General features: G+C 68.4%; 19 protein-coding genes. 6 read left to right on the forward strand and 13 right to left on the reverse strand.

Going from position 1 to position 19,315, the window contains the following annotated elements; all coding sequences use genetic code 11:
* Window position 1 precedes the first annotated feature (1 nt).
* Window positions 2-574: a DUF1190 domain-containing protein gene (locus tag AC5P5V_RS09475; RefSeq protein ID WP_005420172.1), complete on the reverse strand. Its 573-nt coding sequence runs from the start codon at window positions 572-574 to the stop codon at window positions 2-4.
* Between the two features lie 367 nt (window positions 575-941).
* Between AC5P5V_RS09475 and ilvD the strand changes: the two genes are divergently transcribed.
* Window positions 942-2,780: a dihydroxy-acid dehydratase gene (gene ilvD / locus AC5P5V_RS09480; protein WP_061479009.1), complete on the forward strand. Its 1,839-nt coding sequence runs from the start codon at window positions 942-944 to the stop codon at window positions 2,778-2,780.
* A gap of 107 nt (window positions 2,781-2,887) precedes the next feature.
* Here the strand turns inward: ilvD and dinG are convergent, their stop codons facing one another.
* From dinG to aroE, 3 genes are all read right to left on the reverse strand, one after another.
* Complete coding sequence (gene dinG / locus AC5P5V_RS09485) at window positions 2,888-4,990, reverse strand: ATP-dependent DNA helicase DinG (protein ID WP_134969139.1); 2,103 nt, start codon at window positions 4,988-4,990, stop codon at window positions 2,888-2,890.
* Window positions 4,991-5,145: 155 nt separating this feature from the next.
* A complete protein-coding gene (locus tag AC5P5V_RS09490; protein ID WP_134969140.1) occupies window positions 5,146-5,499 on the reverse strand; it encodes a hypothetical protein in 354 nt (117 codons plus the stop codon).
* Between the two features lie 3 nt (window positions 5,500-5,502).
* Window positions 5,503-6,348: a shikimate dehydrogenase gene (gene aroE, locus AC5P5V_RS09495; protein ID WP_049414396.1), complete on the reverse strand. Its 846-nt coding sequence runs from the start codon at window positions 6,346-6,348 to the stop codon at window positions 5,503-5,505.
* 48 nt (window positions 6,349-6,396) lie between these two features.
* Here aroE and AC5P5V_RS09500 point away from each other — a divergent pair, with 48 nt between their 5' ends.
* Window positions 6,397-7,260, forward strand: a complete 864-nt coding sequence (locus tag AC5P5V_RS09500) for a hypothetical protein (RefSeq protein ID WP_231352389.1) — start codon at window positions 6,397-6,399, stop codon at window positions 7,258-7,260.
* A gap of 82 nt (window positions 7,261-7,342) precedes the next feature.
* Here AC5P5V_RS09500 and AC5P5V_RS09505 read toward each other — a convergent pair whose 3' ends face one another.
* From AC5P5V_RS09505 to AC5P5V_RS09520, 4 genes are all read right to left on the reverse strand, one after another.
* Complete coding sequence (locus AC5P5V_RS09505) at window positions 7,343-7,612, reverse strand: hypothetical protein (RefSeq protein WP_061479005.1); 270 nt, start codon at window positions 7,610-7,612, stop codon at window positions 7,343-7,345.
* Window positions 7,613-7,644: 32 nt separating this feature from the next.
* Window positions 7,645-8,634 carry a porphobilinogen synthase gene (gene hemB, locus AC5P5V_RS09510; protein WP_006400669.1) on the reverse strand — a complete coding sequence of 330 codons (990 nt, stop codon included), beginning with the start codon at window positions 8,632-8,634 and terminating at the stop codon, window positions 7,645-7,647.
* 19 nt (window positions 8,635-8,653) lie between these two features.
* Window positions 8,654-9,571, reverse strand: coding sequence for a bestrophin family protein (locus AC5P5V_RS09515; protein ID WP_061479004.1), 918 nt, complete (start codon window positions 9,569-9,571; stop codon window positions 8,654-8,656).
* Between the two features lie 123 nt (window positions 9,572-9,694).
* Window positions 9,695-9,943 carry a hypothetical protein gene (locus tag AC5P5V_RS09520; RefSeq protein ID WP_005420185.1) on the reverse strand — a complete coding sequence of 83 codons (249 nt, stop codon included), beginning with the start codon at window positions 9,941-9,943 and terminating at the stop codon, window positions 9,695-9,697.
* A gap of 187 nt (window positions 9,944-10,130) precedes the next feature.
* Here AC5P5V_RS09520 and AC5P5V_RS09525 point away from each other — a divergent pair, with 187 nt between their 5' ends.
* A complete protein-coding gene (locus AC5P5V_RS09525) occupies window positions 10,131-10,589 on the forward strand; it encodes a hypothetical protein (protein WP_005420187.1) in 459 nt (152 codons plus the stop codon).
* An 84-nt stretch (window positions 10,590-10,673) separates the two neighbouring features.
* On the opposite strand, the gene AC5P5V_RS09530 is transcribed toward AC5P5V_RS09525, so the two are convergent.
* The 4 genes from AC5P5V_RS09530 to AC5P5V_RS09545 all read right to left on the reverse strand — a co-directional run bounded on the left by AC5P5V_RS09530 (window position 10,674) and on the right by AC5P5V_RS09545 (window position 16,160).
* Entirely contained in the window at window positions 10,674-12,476 is a 1,803-nt protein-coding gene (locus AC5P5V_RS09530) for a DUF885 domain-containing protein (protein ID WP_061479003.1), read from the reverse strand.
* A 67-nt stretch (window positions 12,477-12,543) separates the two neighbouring features.
* Window positions 12,544-13,059 (reverse strand): cytochrome c oxidase assembly factor Coa1 family protein, encoded by a 516-nt coding sequence (locus AC5P5V_RS09535; RefSeq protein WP_134969089.1) that lies wholly within the window; start codon window positions 13,057-13,059, stop codon window positions 12,544-12,546.
* A gap of 25 nt (window positions 13,060-13,084) precedes the next feature.
* Window positions 13,085-15,310: a S9 family peptidase gene (locus AC5P5V_RS09540; protein ID WP_134969090.1), complete on the reverse strand. Its 2,226-nt coding sequence runs from the start codon at window positions 15,308-15,310 to the stop codon at window positions 13,085-13,087.
* Window positions 15,311-15,470: 160 nt separating this feature from the next.
* Complete coding sequence (locus AC5P5V_RS09545) at window positions 15,471-16,160, reverse strand: glutathione binding-like protein (RefSeq protein ID WP_061479000.1); 690 nt, start codon at window positions 16,158-16,160, stop codon at window positions 15,471-15,473.
* 112 nt (window positions 16,161-16,272) lie between these two features.
* Between AC5P5V_RS09545 and AC5P5V_RS09550 the strand changes: the two genes are divergently transcribed.
* Both AC5P5V_RS09550 and AC5P5V_RS09555 read left to right on the forward strand, forming a co-directional pair.
* Complete coding sequence (locus tag AC5P5V_RS09550) at window positions 16,273-16,893, forward strand: TIGR00645 family protein (protein ID WP_495215869.1); 621 nt, start codon at window positions 16,273-16,275, stop codon at window positions 16,891-16,893.
* Between the two features lie 200 nt (window positions 16,894-17,093).
* Entirely contained in the window at window positions 17,094-18,107 is a 1,014-nt protein-coding gene (locus AC5P5V_RS09555) for an energy transducer TonB (protein ID WP_231352390.1), read from the forward strand.
* Window positions 18,108-18,189: 82 nt separating this feature from the next.
* Here the strand turns inward: AC5P5V_RS09555 and AC5P5V_RS09560 are convergent, their stop codons facing one another.
* Window positions 18,190-18,444, reverse strand: a complete 255-nt coding sequence (locus tag AC5P5V_RS09560) for a hypothetical protein (protein WP_099485746.1) — start codon at window positions 18,442-18,444, stop codon at window positions 18,190-18,192.
* Window positions 18,445-18,522: 78 nt separating this feature from the next.
* Between AC5P5V_RS09560 and AC5P5V_RS09565 the strand changes: the two genes are divergently transcribed.
* Window positions 18,523-19,308 carry an AraC family transcriptional regulator gene (locus AC5P5V_RS09565; protein ID WP_061478997.1) on the forward strand — a complete coding sequence of 262 codons (786 nt, stop codon included), beginning with the start codon at window positions 18,523-18,525 and terminating at the stop codon, window positions 19,306-19,308.
* Window positions 19,309-19,315 lie beyond the last annotated feature (7 nt).

Here is a 19,315-nt window from a genome sequence, read left to right on the forward strand (position 1 = left end):
ATCAGCCGCCGTAGCTGCCGCTGGTGCTGCGGCGTGCGCTGGTGTTGCCGAAGCCACCACGGCTGGCAGTGACCGCACGGTTCGGTTCGCTGGTGACCGGTGCCAGGCCGGCCTTGCCGGCACCGATGCCGCTGGCGGTGTTCAGGCCACCGGTGCCGCCCGGTGCCGGGCGCGCCCAGCCAGCGTTCTTGTCCTGGTAAGCCGGTGCCGACGCCGGCGCCTGCGGGGCGAGGCCGCCGCGGTTGCTCAGCATCTGCGACATGAAGAAGCCCATCATCATCGGGCCGATGAACGAGGTGCCGGCCGAGGTGTGCTGCTGCACGCACTGCTCCGGCTTGTAATCCTTCTCGCAGGCTTCCTTGCTGGCGTACTTCGGCGCCGCATCGGCGGCCTGTTTCTGCGCTTCGGCGAAGGCATTGCGGCACGACGACGGGTCGCCGGTGGCCTCGGTGCAGGCCTCGACCGAGGTGTACAGGCCTTCCTGCACCTTCACTTCCGGCTCCTTCTGGCAGGCGGTGAACAGCAGCGGCGCGGCGCTCATCAGCAGCAGCGCGGTGGTGCGGGAACGTTTCATGGCCTCATGCCCTGTCGACGGATCAATGCCCCAATGATGCCAAATCCTCACCAACAACCGGAATCGGCAAAGTGGGAAAGATGAACGGAATTTCATTTTCGTCGTTCCCCATCAGCCACGCATGACGTGGATCCATCGTGTCGACCAAGGTCGACACCTACCAACAGCCACAGGAAACTGTCGAAGGCGGGCTGGGTCCCGCGGATAGCCCAGCTGATGCTGTTGAGGTTGCCGGCCAGCGGCCGGCGCTACCACGGGTGCAGGGCGCAGCCCTGCCACTCCCTTCCCGGTGGTTGCAGCAGCAACCGAAAAAATTGGCCATGATCGGCTGACCCCCACGTCGTACGGCCCGCCCGTTCCGCCCGCCATGCCCGAATACCGTTCCCGCACCTCCACCGCCGGCCGCAACATGGCCGGCGCCCGCGCCCTGTGGCGTGCCACCGGCATGAAGGACGGCGACTTCCACAAGCCGATCATTGCCATCGCCAACTCCTTCACCCAGTTCGTGCCCGGCCACGTGCACCTGAAGGACCTCGGCCAGCTGGTAGCGCGCGAAATCGAACAGGTCGGTGGCGTCGCCAAGGAATTCAACACCATCGCCGTGGACGACGGCATCGCGATGGGCCACGACGGCATGCTGTATTCGCTGCCCAGCCGCGAGATCATCGCCGACGCCGTGGAGTACATGGTCAACGCGCACTGCGCCGACGCGCTGGTGTGCATCAGCAACTGCGACAAGATCACCCCCGGCATGCTGATGGCTGCGCTGCGCCTGGACATCCCGGTGGTGTTCGTCTCCGGCGGGCCGATGGAAGCGGGCAAGACCAAGCTGTCCGAGCACAAGCTGGACCTGGTCGACGCGATGGTGGTGGCCGCCGATGACAGCGCCTCCGACGAGAAGGTCGCGGCCTTTGAACGCAGCGCCTGCCCCACCTGCGGCTCCTGCTCGGGCATGTTCACCGCCAACTCGATGAACTGCCTGACCGAAGCGCTGGGCCTGTCGCTGCCCGGCAACGGCACTACGCTGGCCACCCATGCCGACCGCGAGGCGCTGTTCCGCCGCGCCGGCCGCCTGATCGTCGAGCTCTGCCATCGCTGGTACGGCGGCGAAGACCCGAGCGCGCTGCCGCGCGGGATCGCCACCCAGGCCGCGTTCGCCAACGCGATGACCCTGGACATCGCCATGGGCGGCTCCACCAACACCATCCTGCATCTGCTGGCCGCAGCGCAGGAAGCGGAGGTCGACTTCGACCTGACCCACATCGACGCGCTGTCGCGACGCGTCCCGCAGCTGTGCAAGGTGGCGCCGAACACACCGAAGTACCACATCGAGGACGTGCACCGCGCCGGCGGCGTGTTCGGCATCCTCGGGGAGCTGGATCGCGCCGGCCTGCTCGATACCACAGTGCCGACCGTGCACAGCGCCAGCCTGGCCGAGGCGCTGGAGCGCTGGGACGTGGTGCGCAGTGACAACGACACCCTGCACACCTTCTTCAAGGCCGGTCCGGCCGGCATCCCCACGCAGGAGGCCTTCAGCCAGGCCACCCGCTGGCCCGCGCTGGACCTGGACCGCGCCGAGGGCTGCATCCGCTCGCTGCAACATGCGTATTCGCTGGAGGGTGGCCTGGCTGTGCTGCGCGGCAATCTGGCCGTCGATGGCTGCGTGGTGAAAACCGCCGGCGTGGACGAATCGATCCATGTGTTCGAAGGCCCCGCGCGCGTCTATGAAAGCCAGGACGCCGCCGTCGCCGGCATCCTCGCCGACGAGGTACAACCGGGCGACGTCGTGGTGATCCGTTACGAGGGCCCGAAGGGCGGCCCGGGCATGCAGGAGATGCTGTACCCGACCAGCTACCTGAAGTCGAAGGGACTGGGCAAGCAGTGCGCGCTGCTCACCGATGGCCGCTTCTCCGGTGGCACCTCGGGGCTGTCGATCGGCCACGTTTCGCCGGAAGCGGCCAGTGGCGGCGCGATCGGCCTGGTGGAAGATGGCGACCGCATCCGCATCGACATCCCGGCCCGCCGCATCGACCTGCTGCTGGATGAGGCCACGCTGGCCCAGCGCCGCAGCGAGGCCGACGCACGCGGCTGGAAGCCACGCGCACCGCGCCCGCGCAAGGTCACCAGCGCGTTGAAGGCCTACGCCCTGCTCGCCACCAGTGCCGACAAGGGCGCCGTACGCAACACCGCCCTGCTCGGCGATTGATGCCGATCCGGTAGTGCCGGCCGCTGGCCGGCATCTTAAAAAAAGGGGACGGAGGGGATTAAGTCGTTTGAGGCACAGACGACTTAATCCCCTCCGTCCCCTTTTTTTCAGCCGATCACGCGCTTGAACGGCGGCAGCGCGTCGATGATGCGCTTGCCGTAGCGGCGGGTCAGCAGCCGCGAATCGAGGATGATCACGCGGCCGGTGTCGGTGGAGGTGCGGATCAGGCGGCCGGCGAACTGGGTCAACGTGCGCAGCGCGTGCGGAATGGCGATCAGGTTGAACGCATTGAGCCCGCGGCCCTCGAACCATTCGCTGAGCGTGGCGGTCTGCGGATCGGTCGGCACCGCGAACGGTACCTGGGTGATCACCACCGTGGTGCAGGCTTCGCCGGGCAGGTCGAGGCCTTCGCCGAACGAATTCAGCCCGAACAGCACCGAACCCTCACCCGCGTCGACGCGGCGCAGGTGCTCTTCGATCAGCCGGGTCTTGGACATCTCGCCCTGCACCAGCACCTGCTTGCGGCGCGCCACCGACATCAGGCCGGCCACCTTTTCCATCTTCCAGCGCGAGGTGAACAGCACCATCGAGCCCTTGGCCCAATCCAGCTCGGTATCCAGGTAGCGCGCCACTTCGCGGGGATGGCCTTCGCGATCGTCGGGGGTGACCGGAAACTTCGGCACGATCAGCTCGGCCTGGTTGGGCAGGTCGAACGGCGACGACAGCGAGACCATCTCGGCCTCTTCGGGGATGCCGTTGTCGATCGCCAGCGACTGGAAATCGCCGCCACCGGTCAGCGTCGCCGAGGTCATCACCACCGAATCCACTTCATCCCACAGCAGCTTGCGCAGCACGTGCGCGGCCGACACCGGCGAGCCGTGCAGCACCAGGTCGCCGTCGCGGGTAGCAGTGACCCAGCGCGCCATCGGCGGCGCGCCGTCCTTGTCCTCGCGGCGCCACGCCTGCCACAGGTTGTACTGTTGCTCGATCATTTCCAGCGCCATGCCCAGGTTGCGCTGCAGGCGCTCGCGCGCGGCATCGTCCGGCTTGCCCTTGGCCACCTGCGCGGTGGCGGCATGCGCCCAGTTGTAGAGGCTGCGGGTCTCGTCGGCCAGTGCCTCGATCGGCTCGCGCCAGGCCTCGGGCAGGCGTCCATTGGCCGCACGCCACATCGGCTCCTCGTCCGCCGGCGCCGGCATCCACACCCGCTCGATGTGATCGCGGAACGCGCGCAGCTGCTTGGCGACGTTGCTGGCCACCTCGATCGCTTCGTTCGGCAGCAGGTTGCCGAGGCGGTCCTTGTCGACCGCGCGGTAGGCACCGGCAATCAGGATCTGCAGGCGGCCGGTGCGCTTGGCCATTTCATCCAGCGCGAGGCTGGCCGCGCCCTGGTCGATCGCCACGTTGCCGATGTGATGGCCTTCGTCCAGCACCAGCAGCATGTCCGACGGCGGCGCAATCAACGGCTGGCCGTTGTCGCTGTCGCCGATCGACAGCGCCGACAGCAGCAGCGCGTGGTTGGTAACGACGATCTGCGCATCACGCACGGTGTTGCGCGAACGCAGCACCGCACACTGCGCCGAATAGGCACAGCGGCGCCCGGCGCAGCCCGAGGCCGGCGTGGTGATGCGGCTGCGCAGGCCGGGGCTGATGGTCTCCGGTGCGTTGTCGATGTCGCCATCCCAGCTGCCGCTGGTGAAGGCGTCGGTCAGGCGCTTGGCGATGTCCATCTCGATCGGCGCCAGTGGCCGGTCGAACAGTGGTGCATCCTCCTCGAACATGCCGCCCTGCGAGCCCTCGCCCTGTGCTTCGGCGGCGTTGCGCGTGCACAGGTAGCGGGTACGGCCCTTGGCCAGCGCCACGGTCGCTTCCAGGCCGGTGGCCTTGAGGAAATTCGGAATGTCGCGCTCGACCAGCTGCGACTGCAGCGCCACGGTGCCGGTGCTGATCACCAGCTTCTTCTTGCTGGCCAATGCGATCGGCACGCCTGCGGTGAGGTAGCCCAGGCTCTTGCCGACGCCGGTGGGCGCCTCGACCACGCCAACGCCACCGCTCTTCGACAGCGCGCGCGACACCACGCCGATCATCTGGCTCTGCGAGCGACGGGTGGAGAAGCCGGGGGTATTGGCCTGCAGCGTCGTGTACGCCTTGCGGATCGCGTCCTTCAAGGTGTCATCGAGCGTGCGCGGAGCGGCGACGGTTTCGGTCACGCCGGGAATTACCGTGGCTGGATCGGGCCGGTCATTGTCGCATGGCCGGCCATGTCCGCCGCCGCTGGCTGCCTGAACGGGGCAGCGGCGACGCCCGGCGGCTGGATGAACACACCGTACGCTGCTGGCGACGGCCCTGGGCCGTCACCGGGGTGTCACTGCACCGCGTTGCCGCGCAGCCGCAGCAGACGCACCAGCGCCCACACCAGCAGCACCACGCCGATGGCCTCGACCATCGCCAGCGCGAAGTGCAGCACGCCAAAGATGGCGCTCATGCCCGAGATGGCGCTGAAGTTGCCACTGCTGACCAGCCACATCGGCAGGACACCCGCGACCAGGCCGCCCAGGCTGGACAACAGCAACAGCAGCAGGCCGACCAGCGCGCCGGTGCGGGTCGCATCACGCGGCGCACCGACCACCCAGACCAGGCCGACGCACAGCGCGATCAGCACCGGCAGGCGCACACCGACCATGCTCAGCACGGTCACCATCAGGGTCGTGCCGTCCATCGATCAGTCCTCGCCGGCCAACACAGCCGGGCCCTGGCGCAGCGCCTGGTAGACCTCGTCGGTCTGCGGGCGTACGCCGTGCCACTGCAGGAAGCTCTCGGCAGCCTGCTCGACCAGCATGCCCAGGCCGTCGACGGTGTTACGGCACTGCGCCGCACGGGCCCAGGCCAGGAAGGCGATGGCCGCCTCGCCGTAGTTCAGGTCGACGGCGGTGGTCATCGAATTGACCAGCGACAGCGGCAGCTTGAACTCGACGTCGCGGTCGCGGCCCGCCGAGGTGGCGTTGACGATCAGTTCGAAGTCGCCCAGCTCGCGCAGGTCCTCCCAGTAGCGGCTGATCGCGCGGCCCGGTTCGCCCATGGCATCGATCAGTTCGTCGGCGCGCTCCGGCGTGCGGTTGACCACGACCAGTTCGGTGATGCCGGCATCGAGCAGCGCCGGGGCGACGCTGCGCGCCGAGCCACCGGCACCGATCATCAGCACGCGGCGGCCGCGCAGGTCCAGGCCGTGGCGGTCGGTCAGGTCGCGCACCAGGCCGATGCCATCGGTGGTGTCGCCGTGCCAGCGGTCGCCCTTGCGCAGCAGCGTGTTGACCGATCCGGCGCGGCGCGCCCGTGCGGTCAGCGTGGTGCATGCCGAGAACGCGGTTTCCTTGTGCGGCAGGGTGACGTTGGCACCGACGCCGCCCTCGGCAGCGAAGGCCTCCAGGCCGGCCAGGAACGCCTCCGGGGCCAGGTCGATCGCGCGATAGTCGATGGCGATGCCTTCCTGGCGACCGAACGTCGCGTGGATCTGCGGCGACTTCGAGTGGGCAACGGGGTGTCCGAAGACGGCGTAACGGTCGGTCATGGAATCCTCAAGCTGGCTAGACTGATGCTCTTTCGTGCACGGAACCGGATGATGCGCATCACCCCGCCCCTGCTGGTGCTCGCCGCCAGTCTACTCTCTGCCCCCGTGGCGATGGCGTTGAACGAGTACGGCATCGAAGGCATGGGCGTGGTCTCGACCCGCGCCGACGAAGGCCGCGCCACGATCAGCGCCGATGGCCAGCGCATCGTCTTCGCCCGCCGCGGCGAGGCCGGCTGGGGCCTGTGGGAGGCACGCGTGGTCGACGGTCGTTGGCAGCAGGCACAGGCACTGCCGGTCGGCGTGGCCGGTGAAGCCCGCGATCCCTACTTCAGCCGTGACGACCGCTGGCTGCTGTTCGCGGCCGGTCGCGAGGGCGCGCTGGCGCTGTACCGCGCTGCGCTGGCCACCGATGGCCGGCTGGGCCCGGCGCAGCCGCTGGCCGGTGACGGCGGGCGCCGGGAAGAGCGCGGACCGGCCCTGAGCGCGGATGGAAAGCAGCTGTTGTTTGCCCGCCAGCAGGGCCATGGCGCCGGCTGGGATCTGTTCGTAGCGACGCTGGATGCGCAGGGCCTGCGTGGCCCGGCCACCGCACTGAGCGCGTTGAACAGCGCCGACGACGAGACCGACGGCGACTGGCTGGGCCATGACGGCGCCGTGGTGTTCAGCCGCGGCCACGGCAGTACCGCGCAGGTCTGGAGCAGCGGCTGTGCGTGGAGCGGTGTGGCGCTGCAGCCGCTGGGGCTGTCGTTCAACCAGGCCGGCGGCTGGACCGGCGCGCCGGTGATCGACAACGCCAAGCCCGGCGAGATGATGGTGGCCAGCAGCGCGGCAAAGGCGCCGCGCGCCGGTGGCGTGGACGTGTACCGGTTGGCGGTGCCGAGGGTGACGGCGGTGGCCGGGTGCGTGCGGTAGATCCACGCCATGCGTGGATGGCGCCCGCGAAGGGGTCAGAGCCCTTTCCTGCGGAAAGGGATCCGACCCCGGGGATTGCCCGTCAGCGCGACAGCACCTTGGCGCGCAACTGCTCGTACTCCATCTCGCTCAGCTGGCCGTTGTCCTTGCGCTGGTTCAACGCGGCCAGCTCGGCCTGCACGCTGTCCGGCAGGGCCTGCTCACGGGCCACGTGGCGGGCGGCGGAGAGCTGCTCCGGTGGGCGCTTGCCCGCGCGCCATGCGGCGATGAAGACAGCGACGATGATGGCACCGAACACCAGCGTACCGATGCCCCAGATCAGCCATTGCATCCATCCCAGTTCGGGTCCCATCGCGCAGTCCTCCGTCTATCGTGGCGCTATTGTCAGCGCTCGCGCAGCCATCGCGCCACCTGCGGCGCGAAATAGGTCAGCACGCCGTCGGCACCGGCCCGCTTGAAGCCCAGCAGCGACTCCAGCACGCAGGCGCGCTCGTCCAGCCAGCCGTTGGCGAAGGCGGCCTTCATCATCGCGTACTCGCCACTGACCTGGTAGGCGAAGGTCGGCACGCCGAACGTCTCCTTCACCCGGCGCACCAGGTCCAGGTACGGCATGCCCGGCTTGACCATCACCATGTCGGCGCCCTCTTCCAGGTCCAGCGCGATCTCGCGCAGAGCCTCGTCGCCGTTGGCCGGGTCCATCTGGTAGGTCTTCTTGTCGGCCTTGCCGAGGCTGGCCGCGCTGCCCACCGCATCACGGAACGGGCCGTAGAACGCCGAGGCGTATTTGGCCGAGTAGGCCATGATGCGCACGTTGATGTGGTTGTCGGCATCCAGCGCACGGCGGATCGCTCCGATGCGGCCGTCCATCATGTCCGACGGCGAGACGATGTCCACACCGGCCTCGGCGTGCGACACCGACTGCTTGACCAGTGCTTCCACGGTGATGTCGTTCAGCACATAGCCCTTGTCGTCGATGATGCCGTCCTGGCCGTGGGTGGTGTACGGGTCCAGCGCCACGTCGGTCATCACGCCCAGTTCCGGGAAGCGCGACTTCAATGCGCGGATCGCACGCTGCGCCAGGCCGTCCTCGGCCCACGCCGCCGATGCGTCCAGCGACTTCAGCGACGGGTCGATCACCGGGAACAGGTCGATTACCGGAATGCCCAGCTCCAGCGCCTCTTCGGCCACCTTCAGCAGCTCTTCGATCGACAGCCGCTCCACGCCCGGCATCGACGGCACTGCGGTGCGGCCCGCCAGTTCGTGCACGAACACCGGGTAGATCAGGTCGTCGGTGGTCAGCGTGTTCTCGCGCATCAGGCGGCGCGAGAACTCGTCGTGGCGCATGCGGCGCGGGCGGTAAAGCGGATGGGACATGGCAGGCTCCGAGGAGTGGCTATTGCAACAGGTAACCCTGCGGCAGCAGGGGTTCGGGCAAGGGGCGTTCGCCGAGCGCGTCGAGCTGGTCGATCTCGATCGTGCGCACCAGCGCGTCCAGCGGCAGGTCGTTCGGCTCCAGGCCGAACGGGTCTTCCATTTCTTCGCCCAGCTGGTCCAGGCCGAAGAAGGCATAGGCCAGCACCGCCGACAGCACCGGCGTGCCCCAGCCCAGCGAACTGGCCAGGCCGAACGGCAGCAGCACGCAGAACATCCACGCGCAGCGATGCAGCAGCAGGGTGTAGGCGAACGGCAGCGGCGTGGTGAGGATGCGCTCGCAGCCGGCCTGGATCGACGACATCGCGTGCAGGCGCTCCTCCAGCTGTGCGTAGAGGATCGGATCGAGCTCGCCGGCGCGCAGCGCCTGGGCCAGCTCGGCGGCGATCATCGACAGCAATGCATCCGGCACGTTCTCGCGCTGGCCCAGCTGCTCGCGCTGCGGCTTGTCCAGCCATGGCAAGGCGACCAGGGCCACGACGCGCCCACGCAGGCGCGCGGCCAGCGCATGGGCGAACGCGGTGGTGAGGTACGCGATGCGGCGACGGCGGCCGCCGTCATCGGCCAACAGCAGGTGCACCTGGCGCGCCAGCGAACGCGATTCGTAGACCAGCTGGCCCCACAGCTTGCGGCCTTCCCACCAGCGGTCATAGCAGGCGCTGTTGCGGAAGCTGAGGAAGATCGACAGGACCAGGCCGAGCAGGGTGAACGGCGTGACCGACACGCGTTCGATGCCGGTCGGCGGGGCCAGTTCCACCACGGCCGCCACGGCAATGGACAGGATCAGGATGGCCAGCACCTTCGGCGCGATCGCTTTGACGATCGAGCCGCGCAGGATGTACAGCAGTTGCCAGCCGTGGGGACGGGGTCGGATGATCATCGGGCAGCCGCGCCAGGCGCGGAATCACAGGCACGCGGGGGGCTCGCGCAGCCGCTCATTGTACGCCCCTGCCCGGCCACCGGCCGTGCGCCTGCGACGCCCTGTCGCACCCGGCGCCGGGATTCAGATCACGCCGCCGCCCAGGCCCAGGCGCAGGATGCCGACCACCACCACGATGCCGTTCAGCACCAGCCCGGCCCAGGCCCGACCGCGCTTGGTCGGGTGGGTAAACAGGATGCCCAGCGCGGCGATCACCGCGCCGACGGCGGCGAACGGGATCAGGAACCAGTTGCCCCAGCCAAGCAGCGGAATCAGCGCCAGGATCATCCACAACAGCGCCAGTACGCCCCACAACAGACTGATCACGCCCATTCCGCTCTCCCGCAGTTGGTTCTGTCTGTGTCCACCATAGTCGTTCCCGCAGTCGCCGCCTACTGCCGTTGGCGGGGCTGTCACCCGACGCGTGCTAGCGTGCTGCCGTGGGTGCCCTGGCCCGGGTGTTGGCGCCGATTCAGAGTGGCCCGCCGATGATCGCAACCAGTCCTACAGGGGTCGTGCCATGAACATCCGTTGGGCCGCGCTGGCGGCCATCCTGCTGGTCGCCGCCGGTTGTGCCAGCACCTCCAAGGTCATGCTGGGGCGCGCCCGCGCGCCGATCGATCCGGCACTGGTGCAGATCTATTCCACGCCACCGGCCGGCTCGCAGGAAATCGCGCAGCTGGAATCGGCATCTGCCGTGGGCTTCGGCACGCAGGGCCAGACCGATGCCGCGGTGGCACGCCTGAAGCGTGAAGCGGCGGCACTGGGCGCCAATGGCGTGGTGCTGATGGGCGTGGGCAGCAGCGGCTCGCCGGTCGGCATGTCGGTGGGTGCCGGCACCTTTGGCTCGCATGTGGGGGGTGGCGTCGGCATCGGTATTCCGACCACGCAGAAGCGCGCCGCCGGCGTGGCGATCTGGGTACCCAATCCGGAACCGCCGGCACGGCTGCCGACCCAGGTGATCACGCCGCAGCGGTGAGGCGGCAGCGTCACCGCGGGTAGCGCCGGGCCATGCCCGGCGTCTCTCCCGCTGCGCTCGCCGGGCATGGCCCGGCGCTACCGATTATTTCTGCCGGTACTTCGGCACGAACACCTTGTTTACCGCATCAGCCAGCTGGTCCGGCGGCAGCAGGCCCTGGTCGAGCAGGAAGTTGTTGAACGCCAGGCGGTCGAACTTCGCACCCAGTGCCAGCTCGGTCTGCATGCGCAGTTCCAGGATGCGGGTGTAACCGTAGAAGTAGCTGCCCGCCTGGCCCGGCATGCGCACCATGTAGCGGTCCAGTTCCTGGGTGGCCATCGCCTTGGACAGGCCGACCTGCTCCATCAGCACGCGTTCGCCGTTGGCGCGGTCGGTCAGGCCGAGGTTGAGCATCGGGTCAAGCATTGCGCGTGCGGCCCGCAGCAGGCGGAACTGCAGGGCGATCATCTGCCCGTCCAGCGGCTCGTACGGCACCATCTCGGCCTCGGCATACAGCGCCCAGCCTTCAACGTTCACCGAATTGAACGCGAACATGGTGCGTGCCAGCGAGACACCACGCTCGACCATGGCGGTGAACTGCAGCTCGTGGCCGGGGCGGCCTTCATGCGCGCTCAGCGTCCATGCCGCCGCACCGAAGTTGAAATCGTCGTATTGTGCGCCCGGGCCCGCCGCCGGGTTGCCCAGCGGCAGCACGAAGGTGCCCTGCTGCCCGGTGTTGTTGACCAGCGGCGCCGGCAGGAAATGCGGGGCCGGGCTGGCCGCGCTCTCGGCGGCCGAACCCAGGCGCATCTGCATGGCGCGCTTGGGTACATCGACGATGGCATGCTCGCGGATCAGCGGATCGATCGCATCGATCACCTTACGGTAGTGGCCTTCCAGCTGGTCGTCGGCGATCTTGTCGGCCTTCAGCGCGCGGATCACCGCCACCGGGTCGCTCGGATCGGCCACCTTCAGGCCCTTGTCCTTCACCACCAGCGGCGCCAGCTGCTGCATCGCCGAGCGGGTTTCCATGAACTCCAGCTGCGCGCGCTGCATCAGCAGCTTCGGGTCGATATCGATGCCGACCTGCTTGAGCTGGTAGGCGTACAGCGGCGCCGGCAGGCGCGCATCGGTGCGTGCCTTCGGCAGCACGTCCTTGCGGGTCCAGGCGGCGTAGTCCTTCATCTGCCCGGCCAGGGCCTTCATTGCCTCATCGGCGCCGGCGATCTGGTACTTCTTCAGCAGCGACTCGATGCCGGTGATGTACGTCTCGACGTTGTCCAGCGATTGCTGCACTTCGATCTTCGTCGGCTGCAGCAGGCTGCCGTCCTTCAAGCGCTCTTCGTAACGCTGGCGGGCCAGCGTGGTGAACGCGGTGCCACCCGGCTGCAGCCCGGCGTAGGCCTTGAGGCGGTCGATCGCCTTGGCCCGGCGCTCGGCCGGCACCTGGTCGGACAGCAGCAGGTTGAGGCCGCTGAACACGGTCTGCGGTGCATCGGTCCACGGCAGCAGGTACTTCTCGTTGAGCTCGCTGCCCTCGATGTTCTGGTTGGCGGCGTGGATCATGATCTCCAGGTCCTGGCGGACGTTGGGATCCTGCTCGGTGGCCAGCTTCGCCTTCAGTTCGTCGCGCGCCTTGGCCATCGCCGCGCGGTAGCGCTTGCCGTTGTCCGCACCGAGGTCGGCCACCTTGTCGTCATAGCCGGGCACGCCGAAGAAGCCGGTTTCTTCCGGCTGGAACGGGCCCTGCGCATCGAGCAGGATCTGCGCCAATGCGTTGCTGCGGGCCACCCAGGCCGGGCTGGCCGGAGTAGCGGCCTTGGTGGCGGGTGCCGCCAGCGCCGGCGGTGCGAACATCAGCGGGGCGGCAGTCAGGGCCAGGGCAACGGCCAACGCGATCGGCTTCATGGTGCACTCCAGGACAGGGTTGCCCGCACCCTACGCGCTCAGCGCTGTGGCGACAATCGGCCGGAGGTCACAACGCCGCGGCCAGCGGGCATTCGCCGCGTTCGCGGCATGCCTGCAGCTCGCATTCCTGCGCGGCTTCGTCATCATCCAGCGCGGTCAGGTCGAAGGTCTGCTTGTTCTCGCCCAGCACATACATCACCGGATAGTCCCAGACCTCGTCGCTGCGGGTGCCCTTCACGAACAGCCGGCCGTGCGCGCGCGGGCCTTCCAGGGCCACGGTCAGGCCGACGTCGCGCTGGCCATTGATCGCGGTCTGCATGCTGCCCAGCGGCATCGATTCGGCACGCAGCGGCTCGCCGAAGGCTTCCACCAGTTCGATGCTGCATCCGGCGCGGCGCATCGCCTCGCGCATCGGCGGGCTCTCGCGTGCCGCCTCGCTCCAGCGCAGCACGCTCCAGGCCACCACGCCACCGGCACCGGCCAACACCAGCAGCACGGCCAGCGGCATCGCCCAGCGCCAGTGACGGGACCACCAGCCGGCAGGCTTCGGGCCATGGGTGGGAATCGGCGGCGGCAGTGTCATCGGCGGGCTCCTTCCCGTTTGTGCATCAGGGCTTCAGGCAGCGTCCCAGGAAGGCTTCGGCCACACGGTAGCGATGCAGGGCATCGGCGCCGGACAGGCCATGCTTGGCACCCGGATAGGTCATCAGCTCGAACGGCTGCCCGCGCTTCTGCAGCGCGCTCATCAGGCTGGTCGAGTTGCTGAACAGCACGTTGTCATCGGCCATGCCGTGGATCAGCAGCAACGGCGAACGCAGGCCGTCGATATGGGTCAGCACGCGCGCTTCGCGGTACCCCGCTTCGTTGCGCGCCGGCAGGTCCATGTAGCGTTCGGTGTAGTGGCTGTCATACAGGCCCCAATCGGTGACCGGTGCGCCGGCCACGCCACAGGCGTACTGGTTCGATGCCTTGGCCAGCAGCATCAGGGTCATGTAACCGCCGTTGGACCAGCCCTGCACGCCGATGCGCGCCGGGTCCACCCACGGCTGCTGCTTCAGCCAGGCCACGCCGCGCAGCTGGTCGGTCACTTCCACCGTGCCCTGCTTCCCGTACAGCGCACCACCGAAGTCGCGGCCGCGGCGCGGGGTGCCGCGGTTGTCCAGCGAGAACACGACGTAGCCCTGCTGGGCCAGGTACTGGTTGAACAGATGGTCGCCACGGCCGGGCCAACTGTCAGTGACGGTCTGGCTGGCCGGGCCACCGTAGACGTACACCGCCACCGGGTAGCGCTTGGACGGATCGAAGCCGGCCGGCTTGATCAGGCTGTAGTTCAACGGGGTCTTGCCGTCGGCAGCCATCAACGTGCCGAACTCGACCGGGCGCTGCGCATCGCGGTAGCGCGCATACGGGTGCCTGGGATCGGCCAGGTCGTTCTCGACCAGCGTGGCGATCTTCTCGCCGTTGGCGCGGAACAGTTCGATCTGCGGCGGCGTGGTGCTGTTGGACCAGCTGTCCACGTAGACGCTGGCATTGCGGGCGAAGCTGGCGCTGTGCATGCCCGGCGCCTTCGACAGGCGCTGCGGCTCACCGCCCTGCAGCGACACCGCGTAGATCTGGCTTTCGCGCGAGGTCTCGATGCCAGCACGGAAGTAGGCCTTGCCGGCCTTCTCATCGACCGCCAGCAGTTCGTCCACCGGCCAGTTGCCATGGGTCAGCGCAGTGGCCTTGCCCTTGCTGTCGATGCGGTACAGGTGCTGGAAGCCGGTGCGCTCGGACGACCACAGCACGCTGCCATCTTCAAGGAAGCGCAGGCTGTTGTGCAGCGGCACCCAGGTCGGGCTGGTCTCGTGGGCGAGCACGCGCTGGCGGTTGGAGTCGAGCGCCACTTCGACCAGGTCCAGCTGCTTCTGGTCACGCGACTGGCGCTGGAAACTCAGGTGCTGCGCATCGCGCCAATCGACGCGGGCCAGGTAGATGTCCTGTTCCTTGCCCAGGTCGATCCAGCGCGGCTGCGCATCGGCGGCTGGTGCGATCACGCCCAGCTGCACGCGCACGTTGGCGTCGCCGGCGGCCGGGTAACGCTGTTCGATCACATCGGTGCGGTCGGCGTAGACCTCGTAGCGCTTCTGCACCGGCACCGGCGCCTCGTCGATGCGGGCAAAGGCAATGGCCGAGTCATCCGGCGCCCACCAGTAACCGGTATGGCGATCCATTTCCTCGTCGGCGACGAACTCGGCCACGCCGTTGCCGATGGTGGTGCTGCCGTCGCGGGTCAGCTGCAGCTGCTTGCCACTGGCCAGATCGATCACCCACAGGTTGCGGCCGCGGATGAAGCTGACGAAACCGCCCTTGGGCGACAGCTTGGCGTCGGTGGCGAAGCCTTCACCGTGAGTCAGCTGGCGCACGGCCGCCTGGCCCTGCTGCTTGAGGTCGTACAGGTAGAGTTCGCCGCCCAACGGGAACAGCAGGCGCTGCGCGTCCGGCGACCACTGGTAATCGACGATGCCGGTCATCGCGGCGATGCGCTGGCGCTCGCGTCGGGCCTTTTCCTCATCGCTGAGGGTCTCGGTGCCGGGCAGCACCACCTTGGAATCAACCAGCAGGCGGGTCTGGCCGCTGCCGATGTCGTAGGTCCACAGGTCCAGCTGGTTGCGGTCGCTGTCCTTGCCGCGCAGGAAGCTGACCTGCGAACCGTCCGGCGCCACCTTGGGCTTCATCAGGGTCGGGCCGGACAGCGGCAGCGGGCCGGTGATGGCTTCCAGGGTCAGCTTTTCGGCGTGGGCGGCGGTACTGGTGGCGAGCATGAGGGCGAGCGAAGCGAACAGATGGCGCATGGAGGATCCCGGCAAACGGCAGGTCCGCCTCCACGCGGGGCGCGGGACGGTCGTCCCTCATCCTAACCAAGCCCGTGCGGGAAGGCAGCATGACCTTCTGCCCATAAGCAGTGCGGACGAGTGCCGACCAACGGTCGGCACCCACCTTCAGATGCCGGGGTCAACGCTGGCCGAACAGGTGCTTGCGCTCCTCGTCGCTGAGCGGCTTGCCGGCGTTCGGGTTCACCTGCTGGCGCAGCGCATAGGCGCGCTGGGTGGCCGGGCGCGCGGCGATGGCCTCGTGCCAGCGCTTGAGGTTCGGGAACGCGGCGAAGTCCACCGGCAGCGTGTCGTAGGCGCCGACCCACGGGTAGCTGGCCATGTCGGCGATGGTGTACGCGTCGCCGGCCAGGAAGGCGTGCTGGGCCAGGCGCTTGTCCATCACCCCATGCAGGCGGCGCACTTCGTTGTCATAGCGCTCGATCGCATACGGGATCTTTTCCGGAGCATACACATTGAAATGCCCCATCTGGCCGCTCATCGGGCCCAGGCCCGCCATCTGCCAGAACAGCCATTCCAGGGTGGTGACGCGGCCGCGCGGATCGCTGGGCAGGAAGCGGCCGGTCTTCTCGGCCAGGTACAGCAGGATCGCACCGGACTCGAACACGCTCTGCGGGGCGCCGCCGTCGGCCGGGGCGTGGTCGACGATGGCCGGCATCTTGTTGTTGGGCGAGATGGCGAGGAATTCCGGCTTGAACTGGTCGCCCGAGCCGATGTTGACCGGGTGGATGCGGTACTCCAGGCCGGTTTCCTCCAACAGCAGGGTCACTTTATGGCCGTTCGGGGTGGGCCAGTAATACAGGTCGATCATGGCGTCGGCTCGGGGTGCGGAAAGGAACCTGAAGTCTAGTGCGTGAGTTGGGTTGGCACCGTCATGGCGGGCCGGTAACCTCGCCTCTCCCCCGAAACGCAGCATCCCCCGCATGAGTGCAAACCGCCCGCCGCTCTCCCCGTTGTCCACGCTGTTCTTCGCCTCGCGCTGGCTGCAGCTGCCGCTGTACCTGGGCCTGATCGTGGCGCAGTGCGTCTACGTGTTCCTGTTCGGCAAGGAACTGTGGCACCTGATCTCGCATTCGGTGTCGATGGGGGAGCAGCAGATCATGCTGATCGTGCTGGGCCTGATCGACGTGGTGATGATCTCCAACCTGCTGGTGATGGTGATCGTCGGCGGCTACGAGACCTTCGTCTCGCGCCTGCGCCTGGAAGGCCACCCGGACCAGCCGGAATGGCTGAGCCACGTCAATGCCAGCGTGCTGAAGGTGAAGCTGGCGATGGCGATCATCGGCATCTCCTCGATCCACCTGCTGAAGACCTTCATCGCCAGCGGTGCGCTGGGCGGTATTCCGCTGTGCACGCCGGAGCAGATGAGCGTGGCCGCGGCCAACATCGGGGTCGCCCGCTGCTCGATGCTGACCCAGTACGGCGTGCTGTGGCAGACCATCATCCACTGCGTGTTCATCCTGTCGGCGATCGGCATCGCCTGGACCGACAAGCTGATGTCCAACGGCCACAGCAAGTCGCACGACAAGGCGCACGACCACTGAGGTCGGCGCCGGCAACGGCACGACCGCCGTTGCCCATCCCGGCCACTGCTCTTGTACGCGGCGGCGGCCGGGATGCTAGATTGCACCCTCGCCGTTGCCGGCGGTGGCGTCGGGAAACGTCACCCTGCCGCGCCCGGACCGCAGGTCCCGGCCATGCATATCAATGATTTACGTCACGTCGTCTTCTAGAGGGGAGCAGGATGTCGCACGTCTCAACGATCACCGCCGCGCGCCGGTGGCTGCCGGTTGCCCTGGCACTGGCACTGGCTGCCTGCTCGGGCAAGGAGGAAACCGCCGCACCGGCCCCGGCCGCCGCCCCCACCGCCGCTGCACCGGCCGCACCGGTGGTTGCCGCCAAGGTGCAGTCGATGGGCACCGAGCAGCTGCGTGAGTCGGCCAGCCAGGCCCTGCGCGAGAACCGCATGTACGCGCCGGCCGGCGACAACGCCATCGAGTACTACCTTGCCCTGCGCGACAAGACGCCGGACGACGCCTCGGTGAAGAGCGCACTGACCGATCTGCTGCCGTACACCCTGATCGCCGCCGAACAGCACCTGGGCCGCGAGGACTACGCCGAAGCGCAGCGCCTGGTGGCGCTGATCGAGAAGGTGGATGCGTCCGCGCCGGCCCTGCCACGCCTGAAGGACGGCCTGGCCAAGGGCGTGCAGAACGCGGCCAAGCGCACCGAGGCCGAAGCCGAGAAGGCGAAGAAGGACGCCGAGGACCGCAGCAAGCAGCAGACCGAACAGCAGCGCCTGGCCGAGCAGCGTGCCAAGGAAGCCGACGCAGCCAAGCAGATCGCTGCCCAGCAGGACGCCGCCCGCCGCGACAACGAGCGCCAGGAAGCCGAGCGCCAGGCTGCGGCCCGCCGCGAAGCCGAGCAGAAGCAGCAGCAGGCTGCCGCCCAGCAGGCCAGCGCCGCACGCCAGGCCGCAGCACCGGCGGCCGCTGCGGCGCCGAACCTGCGCCCGGTCAGCACCCCGGCGCCGCGCTATCCGTCCGAGGCGCTGCGTGCAGGCACCTCGGGCGAGGTGCTGGTGGAGATCACCGTCGGCACCGACGGTTCGGTGACCAACGCCCGTGTGCTGCGCGCAACGCCGTCGCGCGTCTTCGATCGCGAGGCCATGAACGCGGTCAAGCGCTGGCGCTTCGAGCCGGTCAGCGCACCGGTCACTACCCGCCGCACCCTGGTGTTCGCCCCGGGCGGCAGCTGACCACGAAAAGGGGACGGAGGGGATTAAGTCGTTTCCGCCCCGCAATGACCACACGGCCCGGCATGTCCGGGCCGTGTTCGTTTCAGGAGAGGCTGTCGATCAGGCGTTGCAGTGCCGGATCACGCGCGGCCAGCACCTGGAACAGGCCCAGCGCATGCAGGCCCGGCAGCAGCGCACGCAGGTCGGCTTCGGCGGTGGCGCGGGTGGCGTCATCGCTGGCGGGGTCCTGCCAGTCACGGACGCTGGCGAGGAAGGCGCCGACGCTGCCCTTGCGCACGGTGAGGCCGTTCACCTGCACCTCGTTCTGATGGTCGGGAAGGATGTCCTGCGGCTGCATGGGTGATGCTCCTGTGGGATCGGGAGCCCAGTGTGCCGCCCAGCCAGCGGCACTTCTGCCGTATAACTGCCAATGGATATGGCAGATCAGACATCACCCGCGTTGATTGACCCCGCTTTGGCGAACGCCGAAGGCGGTCCCCTCGTCCTGGCCTCGCAGCTGCGGGTGCCGGGACGGCGCCGCACCGCACGCCACCAGCACGTGCGCGGCCAAGTGCTGGGTGCCCACCACGGCCTGCTGCGGATCGAGGCCGGCGATCTGCACTGGTTGCTGCCGGCGGGGCACGTTGCCTGGATACCGCCCTTGCTGCCTCACGCCCTGGTAGGGGCAGAGGCATTCGATGGCTGGAGCCTGTACTTCAACGCCGAAGCCTGTCTGGAGCTGCCCGCCGTGCCGCGCATTTTCCAGCCGAACGTGCTGTTGCAGGCGGCGATGATGCGCGCACTGAGTTGGCCACATCAGGCGCTGGACGCCGCGCAGGCACGCCTGGCCGGCGTGATCACCGATGAGATCGCCGCCAGCACGCCTTTGCCGCTTGCCTTGCCACAACCGCAGGATCGACGGTTGCGGCGGATCGCGGCGGCGCTGGCACGGTCGCCGGACGACCTTCGCAGCGTCGAAGCGTGGGCAGCCGCCACCGGACTGTCCGGCCGCAGCCTCGCCCGCCGGTGGCAGGCCGAAACAGGCATGACCCTGGGCCATTGGCGGCAGCGCCTGCGCGTGCTGCTGTCGCTGCCACGCCTGCTTGCCGGCGAGCCGGTGATCAGCGTTGCGCTGTCGATGGGCTACGACACCCCGAGCGCGTTCATCACCGTGTTCAAGCGCGAGATGGGGGTGACGCCTGCGCGGTACAGGGTGGGCTGACGTATCC

Source organism: Stenotrophomonas sp. YJH_SMC_130, from assembly GCF_059369035.1.